The sequence below is a fragment of the Nocardioides pocheonensis genome (assembly GCF_003725535.1).
GTDB classification, from domain to species: domain Bacteria; phylum Actinomycetota; class Actinomycetes; order Propionibacteriales; family Nocardioidaceae; genus Marmoricola; species Marmoricola pocheonensis.
Genome location: NZ_RJSF01000044.1, coordinates 423,288 through 441,911, shown reverse-complemented (window position 1 = coordinate 441,911; position 18,624 = coordinate 423,288). Strand labels below are relative to the sequence as shown.

The following is an 18,624-nucleotide window of genomic DNA, read 5'->3' as shown; positions in this document are numbered from 1 at the left end:
GTTCATGCAAGTTCGGACGCAGCGGGGGCAATACCGGCCCCGGAACGACGAACGGGCCGAGCCTCGAGGCCCGACCCGTTCGTCGATCTCTCCCGAGACCACTGCGGAGGTGGCGGGATTTGAACCCGCGAGAGGGGTTTGCCCTCAACCCGCTTAGCAGGCGGGCGCCATAGACCGGACTAGGCGACACCTCCCGACAGCGAGGGACAGGTTACCCATGCCCGGACGGCTGCGGGAAATCGGCCGCACCGAGGGCGTGGTGCGCCGGAGCCGGAGCCGCCGCGCGGTCAGAGCCGGCGGTAGCCGTGGCCCGCGTCGAGGCGCCGCTGGAGCTCGTCGACGAACTCCTCGCGATCGCCCTCGATCACGTTGACCGGCAGCGTCGAGGACCCTCCGTCACGCAGCCGCAGTACGACGCACTCGGTGCCGGAGACGACCGCGGTGGTCAGGTCGAGCACGTCGGTCCAGCGGGCGCCGGACCGGCCGGCCCCGCGGACGAACCGGATCCGGTAGCCGAGATCGTCGAGGCGGACGACGTACGGGCGACGGGCGAGCAGCAGCCCGAGGACGGCGATGCCGAGGACGGCGAGGACCACCAGGCCGGCCAGGACCGTGCCCGGCAGACCGGTGAGGGCCACGAGTACCGCCGCGAGGCTCAGGACGAGGCCGATCGCCGCGAGCGAGACTCCCAGCAGGCGGGCGCGCAACGCGCGCGCGAGCCCGTAGTCACGGGTGCCGCGCGAACGGACGGGATCGGTCACCGGGCCATTGTCCGATGCCACTTTCAACCACCCTGCAGGTATTGCCTGCCGATGTGGGCTGCGTCACACTCAAGGTCCCACTTGTGCACGAACCGACCCTCGTGAGGTGGTGCTGATGACCCTCGAATCAGCGATCTCGGACCTTCAGGAGACCCTGTCCCACGCCCGCTCGGCGTCGAACTGGCGGTGGCTGGTGCGCCAGCGGCTCTCCATCCTCCGGCAGGCCCTCAGCGACGAGCGTGTCGAGGCGCGCGAGGGGTGGCTGACCCCCCGCACCGGCGTGATGGAGCGGGAGCGCCGCCAGCTGCTCGGCCGGATCTCCGCGGTGGGCGCCGGTCTGCTCGACCGACTCGAGGCCGACGGCGTCGCGACCGAGGTCCGCCGGCTGATCAACGACGTCGAGCACTACCGCCAGCGACTGCACGACCTGGTCTACGACTCGGTCGCGATGGAGATCGGCGGCAGCGAGTAGGGCACCTCTGCACGCACGTCACCACATCTCGGCACGCTCTTCGCGGGTTCGTTCCCCACCCGCGGACGCTGCTCGATGACCATCGACAGGATCCGCTGACGCGTCTCCCATCAGCAGCCGCCGGACCCGGCCACGCCCCCTCTGCTGGGGGCACGGCTTCGCACGTGCCTCCAGCAGCCGCCGGACCCGGCCACGCCCCCTCTGCTGGGGGCACGGCTTCGCACGTGCCTCCAGCAGAGGGGGCGGGATTCGAACCCGCGGCTGACATCTCTGCCAGCGACCGCTTTCAAGGCGGTTCCGATCGGCCACTCCGGCACCCCTCCTCGCGCCGCGGGCGAGCCCGGGCGCAGGACTCCGGAGTCTAGTGGTCGAGGACGACCAGGACGTCGCCCTCCTGGATGACGTCCCCGGCGACCACGCGGACCTCCGCGACCCGACCGGGTCGCTCGACGAGCACCGGGATCTCCATCTTCATGGACTCCAGCAGGATGACGGTGTCGCCTGCCTCGACCTCGTCGCCGGGCGCGACGGCGACCGACAGCACGCTGGCCACCATCTCGGCGAGGATCTGCGAGGTCGTCGTACCAGCCATGGCGGGGACGCTACCGCTCGCGGAGGGTTACTCGCACGTTCGGGCGGCGCGAGCGGTGGCGGTCAGTGCAGCGGCTCGAACCGGCGGGGTTCGGGACGGTGGGCCTCGGCCTCCTCGTCGCGCCGTGCGCGGCGGCCGTGCGTGCCGGTCAGCGACTGCTCGACCCGGATCACGAGGTAGCCGATCGCCGAGCCGGCGAGGACGCTGTAGAGGGCACCGAGGACGACGCTGTTCGTGCTCAGGTCCTGGGCCACGAGGCGCGTGGCCGTCGGCGAGGTGACCGCGACGCCGAAGGCGCAGACCCACCAGCCCTGGCGGCGGCGGGCACGCATGAACACGCCCCAGACCAGAGCGGGGTAGCCGAGCAGCGCCATGATCGGGTGCGGCACGGCGCCGAGGAGGTCCTTCGTCGAGTCGCGGAAGTCGTCGATGGTGCCGACGAGGTCGCGCGAACCCCACTGCGCGATCGCCTCGCTGTAGGCGAGGGCGAACGCGAGCATCAGCACGGCGCCGCCGGCGACGACGTAGCCGCGGCGGCCGAGCCCGTGGAGGCCGGCGCCGAGGCGGTAGACGAGGGCGATCGCGCCGACCAGGGAGAGGCCGAGCACGGCGTACCCGAAGCGGACGAGGTCGACGTCGAGCCGGGCGCGCGGGCCGTAGGCGACGACGCCGAGGGCGCCGACCCAGCCGATCGCGGTGGCGATCAGCGCCTCGCGGACCGCCCTGCCGACGGTCGCCGCGGGGACCGTCGCCATCACGCCCAGGGTGGCTGCCAGCACGCCGGTGCCGACGGCCGCGCCGTCGAGCAGTGGCTCCCAGCCGGTGACGAAGGCGGCGGTCGCCGTGCCGGCCGCGAGCACCGCGGCCCAGACCGGCCGACCGCCGGTGCGCACCGCGAGCGCGAGGGCGAGCGCCGCGGAGAGGCTCCCCGCGGCGACCTGTCGTACGGCGTCGGGGACGTCGGCGGAGACCCGGACGGCCACGATGCCCACGGTCGCGGCGAGCACCACGAGCACCCAGAGGCCCATCAGGGTGCGCCGGAGGGCGGCTCGGGCACGCTCGCGGGTGGGTCGCTCCGACGACGCCGGGCTCTGGACCGGGGTGGTGGTGCCGGTGTCGCGCTGCTGTCGTGCCGCTCGGCCCGCGCGTCGACCTGACTCGGCGCGTCGGGTCGGCGCGGGACGAGGCCCCTGGCGCGCGCGCTGACGGTGCGGGCGAGCCGGGTCGGGCGCCGGTTCGACCGGGGTCGGCTCGGACGCTGTGGGCTCGGACGGGGTCGGCTCGGACACGGTGGGCTCGGACGGGGTCGGTGGCTGCCGGTCCGCGCGCCGCGGGGGTCGGTCAGCCGAGACCGGGACCGAGGCGGGGGTGGCGGTGGAGTCGGGGCGGGCCGGCACGGGCGTCCCGGGCTCGGCTCGACGACGGGGCGGGCGGGCGGCGGGTCGCTCCGGCGGCGGAGCCGGGGGCAGGTTCGTCGCGGGACGGGAGGCCCGTCGGGCGGGCGGCCGGTTCGGCGTACCGGGACGGCCGGACGCGGGGTCGCCGGTCGGCCGCGACGCGTCCCCGGGCACGGCGCGTCGCCGGCCGGGGGTGCGATCAGGACCGGACAGCTGTCCCACCTTCTCCTGAGTGGCTGGGGAGAGCGCCGTCGGCGCGACCCCCAGCAGGGTCACCGGCGCTCACGTGACCGACGTCGGAGCCTATCAACGGCTCACATCCGGCGATTGTCCAGCGACGGGTTGACCGAGCGCGCCTGCCGGACCGCGTCGAGGTCCAGGGCGACGGCGAGCACCTCCTCCCCGTCACCGGCCTCGACGACGACCTCGCCCGTCGGCGAGACCACCATCGAGTGGCCGCAGTAGCGCGGGCCGGGCTGTGCGGCCGCGACCACCCAGCAGACGTTCTCGATCGCGCGCGCCCGCAGCAGCGTCTGCCACTGCATCACCTTGCCCGGGCCGGCGACCCAGGCGGCGGGCACGACGAGCACGTCGACACCCTCGGCGGACAGGGCGCGAGCGAGCTCGGGGAAGCGCAGGTCGTAGCAGGTCATCAGGCCGATCCGCGCGTCGCCGACGCGGGCGGTGACGGGCGTGGTCGGGCCGGGGGCCAGCGTGTCGGACTCGCGGTAGCCGAAGGAGTCGTAGAGATGGATCTTCCGGTACGTCGTCCGCGCGCCCGGCCCGGCGAGGACCAGCGTGTTGTAGGGCCGGTCGGTGTCCTCGGCGCGCTCGAACATGCCGGCCAGCACGGTGACGTCCTCGCTGTCGGCCAGCTCGCCGAGCGCGGTGGCGAACGGCCCGTCCAGCGGCTCGGCGTACGGGGTGAGGTCGCTGCCGGGCTCACCGAACTCACGGGCGAACGCCTCGGGGAGCACGACGAGGTCGGCGCCGTCGGCGAGGTCGCGGACCCGGTCGAGGGCCGCCCGGTTGGCGGCCGGATCGAGGTCGGAGGCGTGCTGCCAGAGGGTCACGCGCAGGAGGTCGGCGGCCATGGCGACCAGCCTGCCATGCGGGCCGACACCGGGCTGCAGGCCCGTCGCGGTGACACACTGCGACCCGTGGCAGGAGAGCTGGACCCGCAGCCGGGTGCCCCGGGCGACGTCCCCGTCGGCGCCGTCGTGCTCGCCGGAGGCGGCGGGGCGAGGCTCGGCGGCGCGGACAAGGCCTCGATCGAGGTGGGTGGCCGGACCCTCCTCGACCACGCGCTGGCGGCGCTGGCCGACGTCGACGAGGTGGTGGTGGTCGGACCGGAGGTCCCCACGAGCCGGCCGGTGACGTTCACCCGCGAGGACCCGGCCGGCGGCGGACCGGCCGCCGGGCTGCTCGCCGGCGTCCGCCGGTTCGCCCGTACGCCGACCTGGGTCGTCGTCCTCGCCGTCGACATGCCGCTGGTCTCCCAGGACACCGTGCGCCGCCTGATCGACGCGGTCCGCGACGACGGCGCCGTGCTCGTCGACCCGTCGGGGCGCCGGCAGAGCCTCTGCGCGGCGTACTCGCTCTCGGCCCTGGAGGCAGCGGCGGACGACCGGGCCGGACACGGCCTGTCGATGCGCGAGCTGGTGACGGGTCTGCGGCTCGCGGAGGTCGCATCGACGGCCGAGGAGACCCGCGACCTCGACACCTGGGAGGACCTCGTCGCCCTACGCGAGGCTCTCGGCCCCGGTGGCGAAGGCCGCGCGAAGGATCCGGATTCGCGCACAGACGGGTGAGGTTTCGCGCTTTCCCTTGCGTCGCCCGCCCGTGTGGGTAATCGTGGCGTTGTGAACCTGCACGACTGGATCGACGAGCTCTGCGACGTGCTCGACGTGGAGGTCGACCTCGACGAGGCACTCGTCCTCGACGTGGCGCGGGAGGCCGCCCACAACGTGGATCGACCGGCCGCGCCGATCACCACGTTCCTGCTCGGGTACGCCGCTGCCAAGTTCGACGGCGACCCCGAGGAGGTCGAGCGACTCGCGGGCGCCGCCCTGGCCCTGGCCCAGCGCTGGGACAAGACGCCCTACGACGTCGCCCACGAGGACGACGACCCCGAGGTCGAGGAAGAGCTGGAGTCGGTCGAGGCCTGACCCCCGACGGCGCGTTCCTATGCTGAGCGCATGCGTGCCGTCACCGTGCCCAGCCCGGGGGGCCCCGAGACCCTGACCCTCGCCGAGCTGCCCGACCCGGTGGCCGGGCCCGGCGAGGTCGTGCTCGACGTCGTCGCCACCGCCGTCAACCGCGCGGACCTGCTGCAGCGCCAGGGCTTCTACCCGCCTCCGCCCGGAGCCAGCGACGTCCTCGGGCTCGAGTGCTCCGGCACCGTGCGCTCCGTCGGCGCCGACGTCGAGGGGTGGTCGGTCGGCGACGAGGCCTGCGCCCTGCTCGCGGGGGGCGGGTACGCCGAGCAGGTCGTCGCACCGGCCGGGCAGCTGATGCGCGTGCCCGACGGCGTACCGCTCGCGGTGGCGGGCGCGCTGCCCGAGGTGGCGTGCACCGTGTGGTCGAACGTCTTCATGCTCGCCCACCTGCAGCCGGGCGAGAAGCTGCTCGTGCACGGCGGCGCCGGGGGCATCGGCAGCTTCGCGATCCAGCTCGCCGCCGCGCTCGGCGCGCGGGTGTTCGCCACCGCCGGGTCGGAGGAGAAGCTCGAGCTGTGCCGCAGCCTGGGCGCCGAGCGGGCGATCAGCTACCGCGACGAGGCCGCTTCCGGGATCCCGCTCTGGGTGGAGGTGCTCGGCGAGGCCGGCGGCGCGGACGTGATCCTCGACAACATGGGGGCGAAGTACCTCGACCCCAACGTGCGCGCGCTCGCGACGTCGGGGCGGCTGGCGATCATCGGCATGCAGGGCGGCACCCGCGGCGAGCTCGACATCGCCGCGCTGCTGGCCAAGCGAGGCGCGGTGATCGCGACCACGCTGCGCGCTCGTCCGAGCGCGGAGAAGGCTGCGATCTGCCGCGCGGTCGAGGAGCACGTCTGGCCCCTGGTCGAGATCGGCCGGGTCCGACCGATCGTCGGCGCCGAGCTCTCCCTCGACCGGGTCGCCGAGGCGCACGCCCTCATGGACGCCGGCACGCACACCGGGAAGATCCTCTTGAGGACCTGATCAGGACTTGTTCTTCACCAGGTAGGTGATCGTCACGCCGTCACCGGTGCGCGCGATCGTGACGCCCACGTCGTACGTCGCATTGGTGAACTGGTGGATGCTCACGTCGCCGAGCTCGTTGGCCCGGGCGGCGGTGTAGCCGGCCGCGCCGAACGCCTGGGTGACCTGCTTGCTCAGGTCGTCGATGGGCCGCGCGCTGGTCATCACCACCGACCAGGCGAACGGCCCGCCGTCGGCGCCCTTCACCCCGTTGACGACCTTCTCGTCGAGCAGCGGGATGTCGCCCTTCGGGAACCCGTCCGGCAGGCCCTGTCCGATCGTGGCCGTGCCCTCCGACGTCTGCACGGTGACCTTGTCCTTGTCGACCTTGACCTTGGCGTCCTTGGTCGTGACCGTCGTGCCGCCGCTGTCGCCGCACGCGGTCAGGCCGGTCAGCGAGGCGGCCAGGACGACGGCGGCCGCGAGCGCACGCGTGCGCATCGAGTGGCTCATGGGGCCCAGTGAACCCGACGCGAGCGCGGCCCGCAGCGGTTTGCGACCTTCGCATCGCGAGCGCTGGACGTGCTCGTCTAGGGTTGCGGGCATGTCCACCGAACAGCCCGAGCAGCCGCACGACCCCCGCATCCTGATCATCGATCCCCAGGGTTCGCAGGTCGCCGGCCAGGCTGCCGGCGCGAGCCAGGGTGAGGACGACGACACCGAGCAGGTGACCGAGCTGGTCGAGGAGCCGGCGAAGGTGATGCGGATCGGCAGCATGATCCGGATGCTGCTCGAGGAGGTGAAGGCAGCACCCGTCGACGAGGCCGGTCGCAGCCGGCTCGCCGGGGTACTGCGGACCTCGATCGGCGAGCTCAAGCAGGGCCTCGCGCCCGAGCTCGGAGAGGAGCTGGACCGGCTGATCGACCCGTTCAGCTCCAGCACGCCGTCGGAGTCGGAGCTGCGGATCGCCCAGGCCCAGCTGGTCGGCTGGCTCGAGGGCCTCTTCCACGGCATCCAGACCGCGATCTACGCCCAGCAGATGGCTGCCCGGGCCCAGCTCGAGCAGATGCGCCGCGCGCTGCCGCCGGGCGCGATGCCGCCGCAGGCCGGCGTGTCCGAGGAGGGCGAGGTGCCCGGACGCGGCGACCACTCGAGCGGGTTGTACCTCTAGGTCCTCTGTTCCCTGCGCCGCAGCGCGACGGCAGCGGCGGCCAGGCCTGCCAGGAGCGCGGCGCCGATGCCGAGCACCGCGAGCGGGCGCGAGCCAGCGCCCGAGGAGTCCGGCGCGGCCTCGTCGGTCGGTGCGGACAGCGGCTTCCCCGGCGGCCCGGTGACCTGCTGGACCTCCCGGGCCAGCACATCGTCGTAGGCGACCGTGCCGCCGCAGAGGCCGACCCGCATCGCGCCCGGGTGCCGGCCCTCGATGAAGAAGAGGTAGCGCTTGCCGGTGGCGAGATCGCCGAGGCCGCAGGACGCGTCGTACGCGCTGGTGCTCAGCTTCTCGGACCCGGCGGCGGCGCCCTTCCAGACGGTGTCGAAGTCCACCTTGTAGGTGCGGGTCTGGCCGTCGGTGGCCGTCCAGTCGACGGTGCCCGCGGCGACCGTGCCGGCGTACTGGACGTGCTGGGCGGTGCCCACCGCCGCGCAGCTGCACGCCCACGACGGGCTCGGGGTGAGCACCAGCAGTCCGAGCGTGACCGCGAGGGCGAGCGCCAGGCGGCCGACCGGGGGGCGGCTCACGCGCGGGTCACCCGGCGGTCACTCGCCCGGCTCGTCGATCTCGTGGGCGACCGCCCGGCTGACCGCGTCGTCGATCTGCTCGGCGAGGGCGAAGTCCTTCGCGGTGATCCCGCCCTCGGAGTGCGTGCTCAGCGTGAACGTGACCGTGCGCCAGCGGATGTCGATGTCCGGGTGGTGGTTCGCGGCCTCGGCCGCACGGGCGACCACTCCGACCAGGTCGATGCCCTCCAGGAACGAGGGTGCCTCCACGGGTCGCGTGATCGTGTGCCCCTCACGCCGCCAGTGCGGGAAACGCTCCAGGGCCGCTGCGATCTCGTCGTCGTCCATCACCGCCATGGACTCAGTCTTGCCACGGAGCGGCGCGGCTGTCGAGCAGCGACTCGATGACCTGGGCGACGCCGTCCTCGTCGTTGGCCGGCGCGAGGTGCTGCGCGGCCGCGCGCACCGTGGGGTGCGCGTTCGCCATCGCGTACGACGTGCCGGCCCAGGTGAGCATCGGGATGTCGTTCGGCATGTCACCGAGCGTCAGCACCTGGTCGGCGGAGATGCCTCGCTCCTCGCACAGCAGGGCGAGCGTGGACGCCTTGGTGACGCCGGCCGCGCTCATCTCGAGCAGCGAGGTCGCCGAGGACCACGTGATCTCCACCAGCCCGTCCACCGCCTCGTCGGCGGCGGCCCAGAACTCCTCCCAGCCCAGGGTCTCGTGCCGGGCCAGCAGCTTGACGGCCGGCCGCGCGAAGATCTGCTCGATCGGACCGCGGACGGCGCCGTCGGGCACCGGGTGGCGCTCGAGGAACCCCGGCTCGAGCGCGATCCCCTCGAGCGTCTCGACCGCGAAGTGGCTGTCGGGCACGGCCGCGCGGATCCGGCGCGCGACCTCGATGCCGGTGGCGGGGTCGATCGGCCGGATCAGGTGCACGCGCGCGCCGGCGACGTCCCAGACCAGTGCTCCGTTGGACACGATCGCGAGACCGTGGCCGCCGACGTGCTCGAAGACCTCCTCCGCCCAGCGCAACGGCCGGCCGGTCACGAACACGACCTCGAGGCCGGCCTCCTCGGCCGCGACCAGGGCGGCCCGGGTGCGCGGGGTCACCGACCCGTCGGAGTGCACGAGGGTGCCGTCGAGGTCCGTCGCCACGAGTCGCACGCCAGCCAGCACAGCCCGACCCTAGCCACCTCCCGGGCCTGACCGTCCGGGTTCGCCGGGAGCCGTTCACGCGAGGGGTTCCCACGAGGACCGGGCTTCGCTATTGTATTCAACCTTATGGTTGAGCACGAGAGCACGAGCAACCCCCGCGACGAGCACCGCGCGATCGCCGGCCGGTTCACCGCACTGGTGGTGGCCACCCCTGCGGAGGCCTGGGACGACCCGTCACCGGTGCCCGAGTGGAGGGCACGCGACGTGGTCGCCCACCTGGTCGACTGGCTCCCGGCCTTCCTCGACGCCGGTGCGGGGGTGCGGCTCCCCCCGGGCCCGTCCGTCGACGACGACCCGGTCGGCGCGTGGGAGGTGCACTGCGCCGGCGTACAGGCGCTGCTCGACGACCCCACGTGCCACGACCGCCTGCTCACCAACCCGCACATCGGCGAGCTCCCACTCGACGACGCGATCGACCGGTTCTACACCTCGGACGTGTTCCTGCACACCTGGGACCTGGCCCGGGCGACCGGGCAGGAGCCGGCGCTCGACCCGGTGCGGTGCGCGGCGATGCTGGCCGGCATGGAGCCGATGGACGACCTGCTCCGGTCGAGCGGTCAGTACGGCCCCCGCGTCGCGGTGGCGCCCGACGCCGACCCCGAGAGCCGGCTGGTCGCGTTCATCGGGCGCGACCCCGCGTGGACGCCGCGCTCAGGCAGGTAGCGGGCGGGCCATCACGAGGTTGCCCTCGTCGTCGGCACCGCGCAGCTGGGTGAAGCCGCACTTGGCCAGCACCCGCACGCTGGCGGTGTTGTCGGGCGCCACGCTCGCCCGCACGCGTACGCCGAGCCGGTCGGTGTGCGCCAGCAGCCCGGTGACCGCCTCGGTCGCGACGCCCCGACCGCGCGCGTCCTCGACGAGGCCGTAGCCGATCTCCGTCTCGGGCACCCCGTCGTCACCGGCGTCGGGCGGCCCGAAGAACCCGATCGACCCGACGACCAGGCCGTCGAAGGCGCGCACCACGTGGCGTGGGCTCCAGCTCAGGTCGGCGTCCGGACCCGCGGCCGCCGCGATCATCGAGACCGCGTCCAGGTCGTCGCGTCGCGGGTAGTCGGGGTGCCACTCGGGCCGGCGGCGGCCGGCGAGCATCCCGGACGCCTCCTCCGGGGTGATCAGCTCCAGGCGCAGCCGCGGCGTGCTGACCACCGGGTCGAGCGTCCCGGTCACGGGAACCACCGGCACAGCTCCTGGGCGACCCCGTCGTCGCCCACGGCGCCGGTCACCGCGTCGGCGGCGGCGCGCACCTCCTCGACGGCCTGTCCCATGGCCACGCCGCGGCCGGCCCAGCGCAGCATCTCCACGTCGTTGCGGCCGTCGCCGATCGCGAGCACGTCGGCGCGGTCGACCCCGAGGCGACGGCACACCTCCGCCAGCCCGCTGGCCTTGTGCACGCCCACCGGTGAGAGGTCGAGCCAGGCGGTCCAGCCGACGACGTAGTTGGTGCCGTGCAGACCGAGCCGGGCGGCCGTGGCGACGAAGTCCTCGGCGGTGGCGTCCGGGTCGCGGATGATCACACGGCTCACCGGCTCGGCGATCATCTCCTCGAGGTCGGAGACGATCAGCTCCCCGGACAGCTCACCCTCGGGGAAGTGCCGGTTGAGCCGGTAGCCGACGCCGCGCTCCTCCACGGCCACCATCGCCTCGGGGTGCTCGGCGAGGACCGCACGCACGGCCTCGCGGGCGTCGAAGGTGACCTCGTGGACGACCTCGAGGGGCGGGTAGCGGAACACCACGGCGCCGTTGGAGGCCACCACCCAGAGCGGGTCGCTCCCGTCGTCGTGCAGGTCGAGCAGGTCGGCGATCCCGGTCATGCCGTGCGGCGAGCGGCCGCTGGCCAGCACGATGTGCGCACCGGCGTCGTGCGCGCGCTGCACGGCGTCGTGGACGGCAGGCCGGACCTCCTCGTGGGTCGTGCCGCGGCCCTCGATCCAGGCGAGGAGGGTGCCGTCGATGTCGAGGGCGACCAGCTTCGGGATCCAGGATTCGCCGGGCGGTTTCGGCAAGCTCAACCTCCGAGCCCGGTCGCGGCGGCGACCGGCTCGAGGACCTCGCGACCGAGCCACTTCTGCAGCGCCTTCGGCACGCGCACCGAGCCGTCCGGCTGCTGGTGGGTCTCGAGGATCGCCACGATCGTGCGCGGGATCGCTGTCAGCGTGCCGTTGAGCGTCGCCACCGGGCGGACCTCGGGCTGGCGCTGCTCCGGCGCTTGTCCTGAGCCTGCCGAAGGGAAACGGCCCCGGATGTCGAGGCGGCGGGCCTGGAAGTCGGTGCAGTTCGAGGTGGAGGTGAGCTCGCGGTACTTGCCCTGGGTGGGGATCCAGGCCTCGCAGTCGAACTTCCGCTTCGCGCTCGGGCCCAGGTCGCCGGCCGCGGTGTCGATCACCCGGTAGGCGAGCTCGAGCTTGTCGAGGAACTCCTTCTCCCACCCGAGCAGCCGCTCGTGCTCGGCCTCGGCGTCCTCGAGCGTCGTGTAGACGAACATCTCGACCTTGTCGAACCAGTGCACCCGGATGATGCCCTTGGTGTCCTTGCCGTGCGAGCCGGCCTCCTTGCGGAAGCACGGGCTGAAGGCGGCGTATCGGCGGGGCAGCGAGGCGCCGTCGAGGATCTCGTCGGAGTGGTACGCCGCCATCGCGACCTCCGAGGTGCCGACGAGATACATCTCCTCGCCCTCGATCCGGTAGACGTCGTCGGCGGCCTGGTCGAGGAAGCCGGTGCCCTCCATGGCTCGCGGCTTGACCAGCGACGGGGCGATCACCTGGGTGAAGCCGGCCTCGCGGGCCTGCTCCATCGCGAGGTTGACCAGCGCGAACTCCAGCTCGGCGCCGACGCCGGTCAGGAAGTAGAACCGCGAGCCCGAGACCTTGGCGCCGCGCTCGAGGTCGATCGCGCCGAGGATCTTGCCGAGCTCGACGTGGTCACGCGGCTCGAAGCCCTCGCTCGCGAAGTCGCGCGGCGTGCCGACGGTCTCGAGCACGACGTAGTCGTCCTCGCCGCCCGCGGGCGCATCGTCGGCGGCGGGGTTGGGGATCGCCCGGATCGCGGCGTTCCAGACGTCCTCGGCCGCACCCTGGGCCGACTCCGCGGCCTTGACCTGGGCGGCCAGGGTCTTGGTCTGCTCGAGCAGGGCCGCCTTCTCGTCGCCCTGCGCCCGCGGGATGAGCTTGCCGAGCTGCTTCTGCTCGGCACGCAGCCGCTCGAAGTCAGCGATCGCCGCCCGTCGCGCCTCGTCGGCCGCGAGCGCCTCGTCGACGACCGACGCGGACAGACCTCGCTTCGCCTGGGCAGCGCGGATCAGGTCGGGGTCGTCGCGGAGCAGCCGGGGATCGATCACACGCTGAGGATATCGGCCGCGGTCGACCGGGTTTCCCGGCTCAGGCGACGGGCGGCAGCGCGAAGGTCAGCTCGGCCGCGGCGTTCGGGACGACGGACTGCGACGGGGTGCCGAACCGGTGCCAGGTCGCGCCGTCCTTCGCCGCCTGGTACGCCGCGATGCTCGGCGTGTCCGCGCAGAACAGCCATGCCGAGCCGTCGGCGTACCGGAAGCCACCGGCGAAGCCGCAGGGCGGCTTGGGCAGCGCGTCGAGCGGCTCGCCGTCGTACCGGAGCAGGGTGCCGCCCTCCCGCTCGACCGGGCGGGTGTCGCTGTCGCCGTTGCCGGCCGGCTCGGTCTGGTCGCTGTCGATGCTCTCGATGTAGGGCTCACCGGTCGCCTTGTCGAAGCCGTTGCCGAAGATCCACCCGTCGCGTCGGGGCAGCGTGCCCTCCTGCGTGGCCGACTTCGCCGCGAGGTCGACCTTCCACACGCCGAGCCCGGTGTCGACGACCCGGAGCAGGCCCGCGTGGGTCGGGTCGAAGGCCCACCCGACCGCCTTCAGGTCCGGATGACCGGTCAGGGCGCGGATGTCGAGCGACTCGGTCGCGTCGCTGGTGAGCGAGTAGAGGGTGAGCTTGCCCGTCCTGGACTCCGACCCGGGGACACCGGTGTCGGGGATGGCCCACCGGTGGTCGGCGCTGACCATCAGCACCTGCTCGTCCTGGCTGGCGTCGGACGCCGTCACGCGAGGCAGCGCCCGCGACTGCGCCGCTCCGGTCGTCGGGTTGTACTGCACGTAGACCGCGCGGGCCTGCTCGCCGTCCTCACCCTCGGCCGTGGTGAAGCGGAGCAACCAGTCGCCGTTGCCGGCCTGCGCCTGCGCCGTGTCGGCGGAGCCGCTCTGCGCGGGCGCGGAGGCGCGGTCGGGGGTGGCGTTGCCGCAGCCGGCGAGCACGGTGACGACGAGAGCCGCGGCCGTCGCCGCGAGCGCGCGCGTGGTGGTGAGCCTGGGCATCGCGTCTCCTGGTTCGTCGTCCCTCGTCGAGTCTGACAGACGACCCGGGCGCGCCGGCAGCCGCTGGGTCGGTGCGGGTGCCCGCGCCACAATGGCCAGATGGCCCGACGAGCACCCCGCGAGGATCCCACCGACGACGCCGTCCACGTCGGCGGGCCGAAGCACTCGGTGGCCGGCGCTCCCGCCGTCGCCAAGGCGCTCACGATGGCCTGGGAGCAGATGGGCGTGCGTCGTACGGCGCTGACGCTGGCCCGGGTCAACCAGGACACGGGCTTCGACTGCCCCGGGTGCGCGTGGCCCGACCCGGACCCGGACCACCGCCACCGCGCGGAGTTCTGCGAGAACGGCGTGAAGGCGGTGGCGGAGGAGGCCACCCTGCGGCGCGTCGACCGGAAGTTCTTCGCCGCGCACCCGGTTGCCGAGCTGGCCGAGCGGTCCGACTACTGGCTGGGGCAGCAGGGCCGGCTGACCGAGCCGGTGCACCGGGCGCCCGGCGACACGCACTACCGGCCGATCTCGTGGGACGACGCGTTCACGCTGATCGCGAACCGGCTGCACTCGCTGCCGTCGCCCGACGCGGCGTCCTTCTACACCTCGGGCCGCACGTCGAACGAGGCGGCGTTCCTCTACCAGCTGATGGTGCGGCGCCTGGGCACCAACAACCTCCCGGACTGCTCGAACATGTGCCACGAGTCCAGCGGTGCGGCGCTGTCTCACTCGATCGGCATCGGCAAGGGCTCGGTGCTGCTCGAGGACCTGTACGCCGCGGACCTGATCCTCGTCGTGGGGCAGAACCCCGGCACCAACCACCCGCGGATGCTGACCGCGCTGGAGAAGGCGAAGAAGGCCGGCGCGCACATCGTCAACGTCAACCCGCTCGACGAGGCGGGCCTGCGCCGGTTCCACAACCCGCAGACGCCGCAGGGGATGGTGAAGGGCACCGACCTGGCCGACGAGCTGGTGCAGGTGCGGTTGGCCGGTGACCAGGCCCTCTTCGCCGCGCTCGCCCGGCTCACCGTCGATGCCGGCGCGGTCGACCAGGCGTTCGTCTCGGCGTACTGCTCGGAGTACGAGGAGTACGTCGCCCAGCTGCAGGCTCTCGACTGGGACGAGGTGCTCGCCGCCACGGGTCTGGAGCGCGACCAGATCGAGGGGCTCGCGCGCCGCTACTGCGAGTCCGAGCGGGTGATCGTCTGCTGGGCGATGGGGCTGACCCAGCACCGCGACGCGGTCGCGACCATCCAGGAGATCACCAACCTGATGCTGCTGCGCGGCAACATCGGCAAGCCGGGGGCAGGGCTGTGCCCCGTGCGCGGACACTCCAACGTGCAGGGCGACCGGACGATGGGCATCTGGGAGAAGATGCCCGCTCCGTTCCGCGACGCGCTCGAGAAGGAGTTCGGCTTCACTCCGCCGGCCGACGACGGACTCGACTCGGTCGACACGATCCGGGGCATGCGCGACGGCAGGATCCGCGCGTTCTTCGCGATGGGCGGCAACTTCGTGTCAGCCACGCCGGACAGCGAGGCGACCGCGGCCGCGATGACCGGGCTCGACCTGACCGTCCACGTGAGCACGAAGCTGAACCGTTCGCACGGGCTCTGCGGCGCCGAGTCGCTGATCCTCCCCTGCCTCGGTCGCACCGAGCGTGACGAGCAGCTCAGCGGGCCGCAGGCCGTGACCGTGGAGGACTCGATGGGCATGGTGCACCTGTCGCAGGGCCGGCTCGACCCGGCCTCGGAACAGCTGCTGTCCGAGGTCGCGATCGTCACCCGGCTGGCGGAGGAGCTGTTCCCGGACGACGCTGAGTCGTCGGGGGATGGCGTCGACTGGGCCGGCATGCGGGCCGACTACGACACGGTGCGCGACCACATCGCCCGGGTGGTGCCGGGGTTCGAGGACTTCAACACGCGCGTACGCCGCCCCGGCGGCTTCCCGCTCCCGCACCCGCCGCGCGACCGGCGGGAGTTCCGTACCGCGACCGGCAAGGCGCGCTTCGCCGTGAACCCCCTCGACGTGCTCACTGTTCCCCCCGGGCACCTGCTGCTGCAGACCGTGCGCAGCCACGACCAGTTCAACACCACGATCTACGGTCTCGACGACCGCTACCGCGGGATCCGGGCCGGCCGGCGCGTGGTGTTCGTGAACCGTGACGACCTGACCGAGCTCGGCCTGGCCGATGGCGAGCAGGTCGACCTGGTCAGCGTGTGGACCGACGGGGAGCGTCGGGCCGAGGACTTCCGGGTCGTCCCCTACCCCACCGCACGCGGGTGCGCCGCGGCGTACTTCCCGGAGACGAACGTGCTGGTGCCGCTCGACTCGGTGGCGAAGGTGTCGAACACGCCCGTGTCGAAGAGCGTGGTCGTGCGGCTGGAGCGTCGAGCGGCTCGTTGAGTTGGCCGGAACCACTCTACGAACAAGGGGAAACCGCCCCACGGGAGGGCGGAAACCCCGGACTCGCGGGGCGGTTCTCCCCTACTCGACGGGATCGGTGCCGGCGCGTTCGATGATCGCCGCGGTGTCCACGCCGACCGGCAGCGTGCCGAAGGCGACGCCCCAGTCGCGGCCGAGCCGCGAGCCGCAGAACGCGTCGGCGACTGCCGAAGGAGCGTGACGGACCAGGAGCGAGCCCTGGAAGACCAGGGCGAGCTGCTCGACGATGCGGCGGGCGCGGTACTCGATGTCCTCGAAGTCGGTGAGCTCCTTGCGCACGTGGGCGAGCGCGTCGTCGAGGCGACTGTCGGCGCCGGCCGCGAGCTCGACCTCGTCGAAGAACGCCTGCAGGCTCTCGGGCTGGCGCCCGATCGCACGGAGCGTGTCCAGGGCGGCGACGTTGCCGGAGCCCTCCCAGATCGACATCAGCGGAGACTCGCGGAACAGCCGCGGCATGCCGGAGTCCTCGACGTAGCCGTTGCCGCCCAGGCACTCGAGCGCCTCCGCGGCGTGGGACGGCGCGCGCTTGCAGACCCAGTACTTCGAGACCGCGAGCGCGACCCGGCGGACCATCGCCTCCTGCTCGTCGCCGCGTGCCACGCGATCGGTCGCGCCGGCCAGCCGCATCGCGGCGTACGTCGCGGCCTCGGCCTCGACAGCGAGGTCGGAGAGCACGTTCGCCATCAGCGGCTGGTCCACCAGGAGCTTCCCGAAGGCGCTGCGGTGCCGGGCGTGGTGGACGGCCTGCATCGTCGCGATCCGCATGCCGGCGGCCGATCCGATCGTGCAGTCCAGCCGGGTCATGTTGACCATCTCGATGATCGTGGGGACGCCACGCCCCTCCTCACCGACGAGCCAGCCGAGGGCGCCGTCGTACTCGATCTCGGAGGAAGCGTTCGAGCGGTTGCCGAGCTTGTCCTTGAGCCGCTGCAGCCGGATCGGGTTGCGGGAGCCGTCCGGGAGCACGCGCGGCACGAAGAAGCACGAGAGTCCCCCGGGCGCCTGCGCGAGGGTCAGGAAGAAGTCCGACATCGGCGCCGACGTGAACCACTTGTGGCCGACGAGCGCGTAGGCGCCGTCACCGGCGGGCGTGGCGGTCGTGGTGTTGGCGCGGACGTCGGAGCCACCCTGCTTCTCGGTCATCGACATGCCGGCGATCAGGCCGCGCTTCGTCGCCGGGACGCGCAGGCCGAAGTCGTAGGTCGTGGCGGTGAGCAGGGGCTCGTACGTCGCGGCGAGGTCGGGGGCGTGGCGCAGGGCCGGCACCACGGCGTACGTCATCGAGATCGGGCAGATGTGGCCGGCATCGGACGCGGTCCAGACGAACTCCTTGGCGGCGCGTGCCACGTGGGCGCCCTCGCGGACGTCGGCCCACGGGGCGGCGTGGATGCCCGCCTCGACGGCAACCGTCATCAGCTGGTGCCACGCCGGGTCGAACTCCACCTCGTCGACGCGGTGGCCGTAGCGGTCGTGGGTGTGGAGCACCGGGTGGTTCTTCTCGGCCAGCCGTCCCCACTCCTGTGCCTCGGCACTGCCCGCGCGCCGGCCGAGGGCGTGGAGGTCGTCCGTCGCCCACCCCGCACCTTCGCGGGAGAGGCTCTCCAGCAGCGCGGGGTACGCCGCGACGTCGTGCCCGACCAGCGGCGGGACCTGGTTGGTGACCTCGTGGGTGGCGGGCACGGGAGCTCCTTCGACGCCGGTCCGGACAGCCCGCCCCGGCGCGGTTCCGCACGGGTCGACTGTCCGCCCAGTATTACATCTTCACGTCGATTGTCACAAGGTTGTAATGACCCCCACCTGCCCCCGCCGGGAGGGAGGTGGCGGGGGCAGGAACCGGGGGATCCGACGCGCTCAGGAGGTCGTGGCGTGGTGCAGGGCCCGGAGCCGCTCGGCGGCTTGCTGCACGTCGGGGCCGTACTCGCCGGCGAGGGCCTTGGTCATGATGTCGGCGCGCATCTGCTTGCGCTGGTCGGCCGGTGCCGCCTGCAACGCCTGGAGGTCCTGCTGGAGGTTGTCGGGGAGCAGGCTGAACAGCAGGTCGTGACGGATGTCGCGGCGCTCCGCACGCCGCTGGATCGCCGGTCCGTAGTCGCCGGCGAGGGCCTTCGCCCGGATCTCGGCGAGGGCAGCACGGCGCGCGTCGCCCTGGAGCCTGAAGGCGGCCCGGAGGTCGGCGCGGAGCTTGGCGCGACCGGCCGGGTCCGCCGATGCGACCGCTCCACTGCCGGCCGACGAGGGGTCGGCGAGCGCGGCGTCGAAGACCTCCGCCGTCTGCGACGCCGCGGTGCCGGAGCCTGCCGCCGCGCCGGCCGCGACCGAGTGGGCGAGCAGGAAGCCCGCGAGCGACGCGGCGAACACGGCGAACGCCGCGACGGCGCCGAGCACCTTGCGGGAGACGAAGCTGGTGAAGGGACTCATGGTCCGTCCTCTCTGGGTCGACTGCTTGACGTGTCCAGCGTGGGCGTGCCGGGTGCAGGCAGCGTTCGGGCGATGTTCGAGGGACGTAAGAATCCGCGCGCTCGCCACCGGAGCCCGC

Annotated in this window: 21 protein-coding genes and 2 tRNA genes; 7 read left to right on the top strand and 16 right to left on the bottom strand. The window is 73.1% G+C overall.

From position 1 onward, the window contains the following. Nucleotides 1-104: 104 nt before the first annotated feature. Nucleotides 105-194 (bottom strand) — tRNA-Ser (locus EFL26_RS19330). A 93-nt stretch (nt 195-287) separates the two neighbouring features. Then, nucleotides 288-761 (bottom strand): hypothetical protein, encoded by a 474-nt coding sequence (locus EFL26_RS19325; protein WP_123224502.1) that lies wholly within the window; start codon nt 759-761, stop codon nt 288-290. A gap of 115 nt (nt 762-876) precedes the next feature. Here EFL26_RS19325 and EFL26_RS19320 point away from each other — a divergent pair, with 115 nt between their 5' ends. Next, nucleotides 877-1,233 (top strand): hypothetical protein, encoded by a 357-nt coding sequence (locus EFL26_RS19320; RefSeq protein WP_148046776.1) that lies wholly within the window; start codon nt 877-879, stop codon nt 1,231-1,233. 234 nt (nt 1,234-1,467) lie between these two features. On the opposite strand, the gene EFL26_RS19315 is transcribed toward EFL26_RS19320, so the two are convergent. The 4 genes from EFL26_RS19315 to EFL26_RS19300 form a co-directional block, all read right to left on the bottom strand. Then, a tRNA-Ser gene (locus tag EFL26_RS19315) sits at nt 1,468-1,556 on the bottom strand. A 38-nt stretch (nt 1,557-1,594) separates the two neighbouring features. After that, nucleotides 1,595-1,825, bottom strand: a complete 231-nt coding sequence (locus EFL26_RS19310; RefSeq protein ID WP_123224500.1) for a biotin/lipoyl-binding carrier protein — start codon at nt 1,823-1,825, stop codon at nt 1,595-1,597. 62 nt (nt 1,826-1,887) lie between these two features. After that, nucleotides 1,888-3,114 (bottom strand): hypothetical protein, encoded by a 1,227-nt coding sequence (locus EFL26_RS19305; protein WP_148046775.1) that lies wholly within the window; start codon nt 3,112-3,114, stop codon nt 1,888-1,890. A 422-nt stretch (nt 3,115-3,536) separates the two neighbouring features. After that, nucleotides 3,537-4,316: a carbon-nitrogen hydrolase family protein gene (locus EFL26_RS19300; protein WP_123224498.1), complete on the bottom strand. Its 780-nt coding sequence runs from the start codon at nt 4,314-4,316 to the stop codon at nt 3,537-3,539. A 66-nt stretch (nt 4,317-4,382) separates the two neighbouring features. On the opposite strand from EFL26_RS19300, the gene mobA reads away from it, so the two are divergent. Genes mobA through EFL26_RS19290 form a run of 3 tightly spaced genes read left to right on the top strand, consistent with a single transcriptional unit; the run spans nt 4,383 to nt 6,407 of the window. Further along, nucleotides 4,383-5,033 carry a molybdenum cofactor guanylyltransferase gene (gene mobA / locus EFL26_RS19295; protein ID WP_246000279.1) on the top strand — a complete coding sequence of 217 codons (651 nt, stop codon included), beginning with the start codon at nt 4,383-4,385 and terminating at the stop codon, nt 5,031-5,033. Nucleotides 5,034-5,084: 51 nt separating this feature from the next. After that, the gene (locus tag EFL26_RS24575; RefSeq protein ID WP_221177040.1) at nt 5,085-5,390 is read left to right on the top strand and encodes a DUF6457 domain-containing protein; all 306 of its coding nucleotides are present in this window, start codon (nt 5,085-5,087) and stop codon (nt 5,388-5,390) included. Nucleotides 5,391-5,420: 30 nt separating this feature from the next. Beyond that, on the top strand, nt 5,421-6,407 hold the full coding sequence (locus tag EFL26_RS19290; protein ID WP_123224497.1) for an NAD(P)H-quinone oxidoreductase: 987 nt from the start codon (nt 5,421-5,423) through the stop codon (nt 6,405-6,407). On the opposite strand, the gene EFL26_RS19285 is transcribed toward EFL26_RS19290, so the two are convergent. Then, nucleotides 6,408-6,899, bottom strand: a complete 492-nt coding sequence (locus EFL26_RS19285; protein ID WP_148046774.1) for a hypothetical protein — start codon at nt 6,897-6,899, stop codon at nt 6,408-6,410. Nucleotides 6,900-6,990: 91 nt separating this feature from the next. Between EFL26_RS19285 and EFL26_RS19280 the strand changes: the two genes are divergently transcribed. Beyond that, nucleotides 6,991-7,557 carry a bacterial proteasome activator family protein gene (locus EFL26_RS19280; RefSeq protein ID WP_123224495.1) on the top strand — a complete coding sequence of 189 codons (567 nt, stop codon included), beginning with the start codon at nt 6,991-6,993 and terminating at the stop codon, nt 7,555-7,557. On the opposite strand, the gene EFL26_RS19275 is transcribed toward EFL26_RS19280, so the two are convergent. Genes EFL26_RS19275 through EFL26_RS19265 form a run of 3 tightly spaced genes read right to left on the bottom strand, consistent with a single transcriptional unit; the run spans nt 7,554 to nt 9,264 of the window. Next, complete coding sequence (locus EFL26_RS19275; RefSeq protein WP_123224494.1) at nt 7,554-8,126, bottom strand: hypothetical protein; 573 nt, start codon at nt 8,124-8,126, stop codon at nt 7,554-7,556. The genes EFL26_RS19280 and EFL26_RS19275 overlap by 4 nt on opposite strands. A gap of 18 nt (nt 8,127-8,144) precedes the next feature. Continuing rightward, entirely contained in the window at nt 8,145-8,462 is a 318-nt protein-coding gene (locus EFL26_RS19270; RefSeq protein WP_123224493.1) for a 4a-hydroxytetrahydrobiopterin dehydratase, read from the bottom strand. Nucleotides 8,463-8,466: 4 nt separating this feature from the next. Next, the gene (locus EFL26_RS19265; protein ID WP_246000278.1) at nt 8,467-9,264 is read right to left on the bottom strand and encodes an HAD family hydrolase; all 798 of its coding nucleotides are present in this window, start codon (nt 9,262-9,264) and stop codon (nt 8,467-8,469) included. Between the two features lie 126 nt (nt 9,265-9,390). Between EFL26_RS19265 and EFL26_RS19260 the strand changes: the two genes are divergently transcribed. Further along, entirely contained in the window at nt 9,391-9,987 is a 597-nt protein-coding gene (locus EFL26_RS19260) for a TIGR03086 family metal-binding protein (RefSeq protein WP_123224492.1), read from the top strand. On the opposite strand, the gene EFL26_RS19255 is transcribed toward EFL26_RS19260, so the two are convergent. From EFL26_RS19255 to EFL26_RS19240, 4 genes are read right to left on the bottom strand one after another with little or no spacing between them, the layout of a single operon-like run. Continuing rightward, nucleotides 9,976-10,500 carry a GNAT family N-acetyltransferase gene (locus EFL26_RS19255; protein ID WP_246000277.1) on the bottom strand — a complete coding sequence of 175 codons (525 nt, stop codon included), beginning with the start codon at nt 10,498-10,500 and terminating at the stop codon, nt 9,976-9,978. The genes EFL26_RS19260 and EFL26_RS19255 overlap by 12 nt on opposite strands. After that, nucleotides 10,488-11,291 (bottom strand): HAD family hydrolase, encoded by an 804-nt coding sequence (locus EFL26_RS19250; protein ID WP_281273819.1) that lies wholly within the window; start codon nt 11,289-11,291, stop codon nt 10,488-10,490. Before EFL26_RS19250 ends, EFL26_RS19255 begins: the two co-directional genes overlap by 13 nt. Nucleotides 11,292-11,329: 38 nt before the next feature. Further along, nucleotides 11,330-12,658, bottom strand: coding sequence for a serine--tRNA ligase (gene serS, locus EFL26_RS19245; protein ID WP_123224490.1), 1,329 nt, complete (start codon nt 12,656-12,658; stop codon nt 11,330-11,332). A 40-nt stretch (nt 12,659-12,698) separates the two neighbouring features. After that, nucleotides 12,699-13,655, bottom strand: a complete 957-nt coding sequence (locus EFL26_RS19240; protein ID WP_123224489.1) for a hypothetical protein — start codon at nt 13,653-13,655, stop codon at nt 12,699-12,701. Between the two features lie 99 nt (nt 13,656-13,754). Here EFL26_RS19240 and EFL26_RS19235 point away from each other — a divergent pair, with 99 nt between their 5' ends. Next, nucleotides 13,755-16,049, top strand: a complete 2,295-nt coding sequence (locus EFL26_RS19235) for an FdhF/YdeP family oxidoreductase (protein WP_123224488.1) — start codon at nt 13,755-13,757, stop codon at nt 16,047-16,049. 81 nt (nt 16,050-16,130) lie between these two features. On the opposite strand, the gene EFL26_RS19230 is transcribed toward EFL26_RS19235, so the two are convergent. Continuing rightward, a complete protein-coding gene (locus EFL26_RS19230; RefSeq protein WP_123224487.1) occupies nt 16,131-17,768 on the bottom strand; it encodes an acyl-CoA dehydrogenase family protein in 1,638 nt (545 codons plus the stop codon). A 171-nt stretch (nt 17,769-17,939) separates the two neighbouring features. After that, nucleotides 17,940-18,506: a hypothetical protein gene (locus EFL26_RS19225; RefSeq protein ID WP_123224486.1), complete on the bottom strand. Its 567-nt coding sequence runs from the start codon at nt 18,504-18,506 to the stop codon at nt 17,940-17,942. Nucleotides 18,507-18,624: the final 118 nt, after the last annotated feature.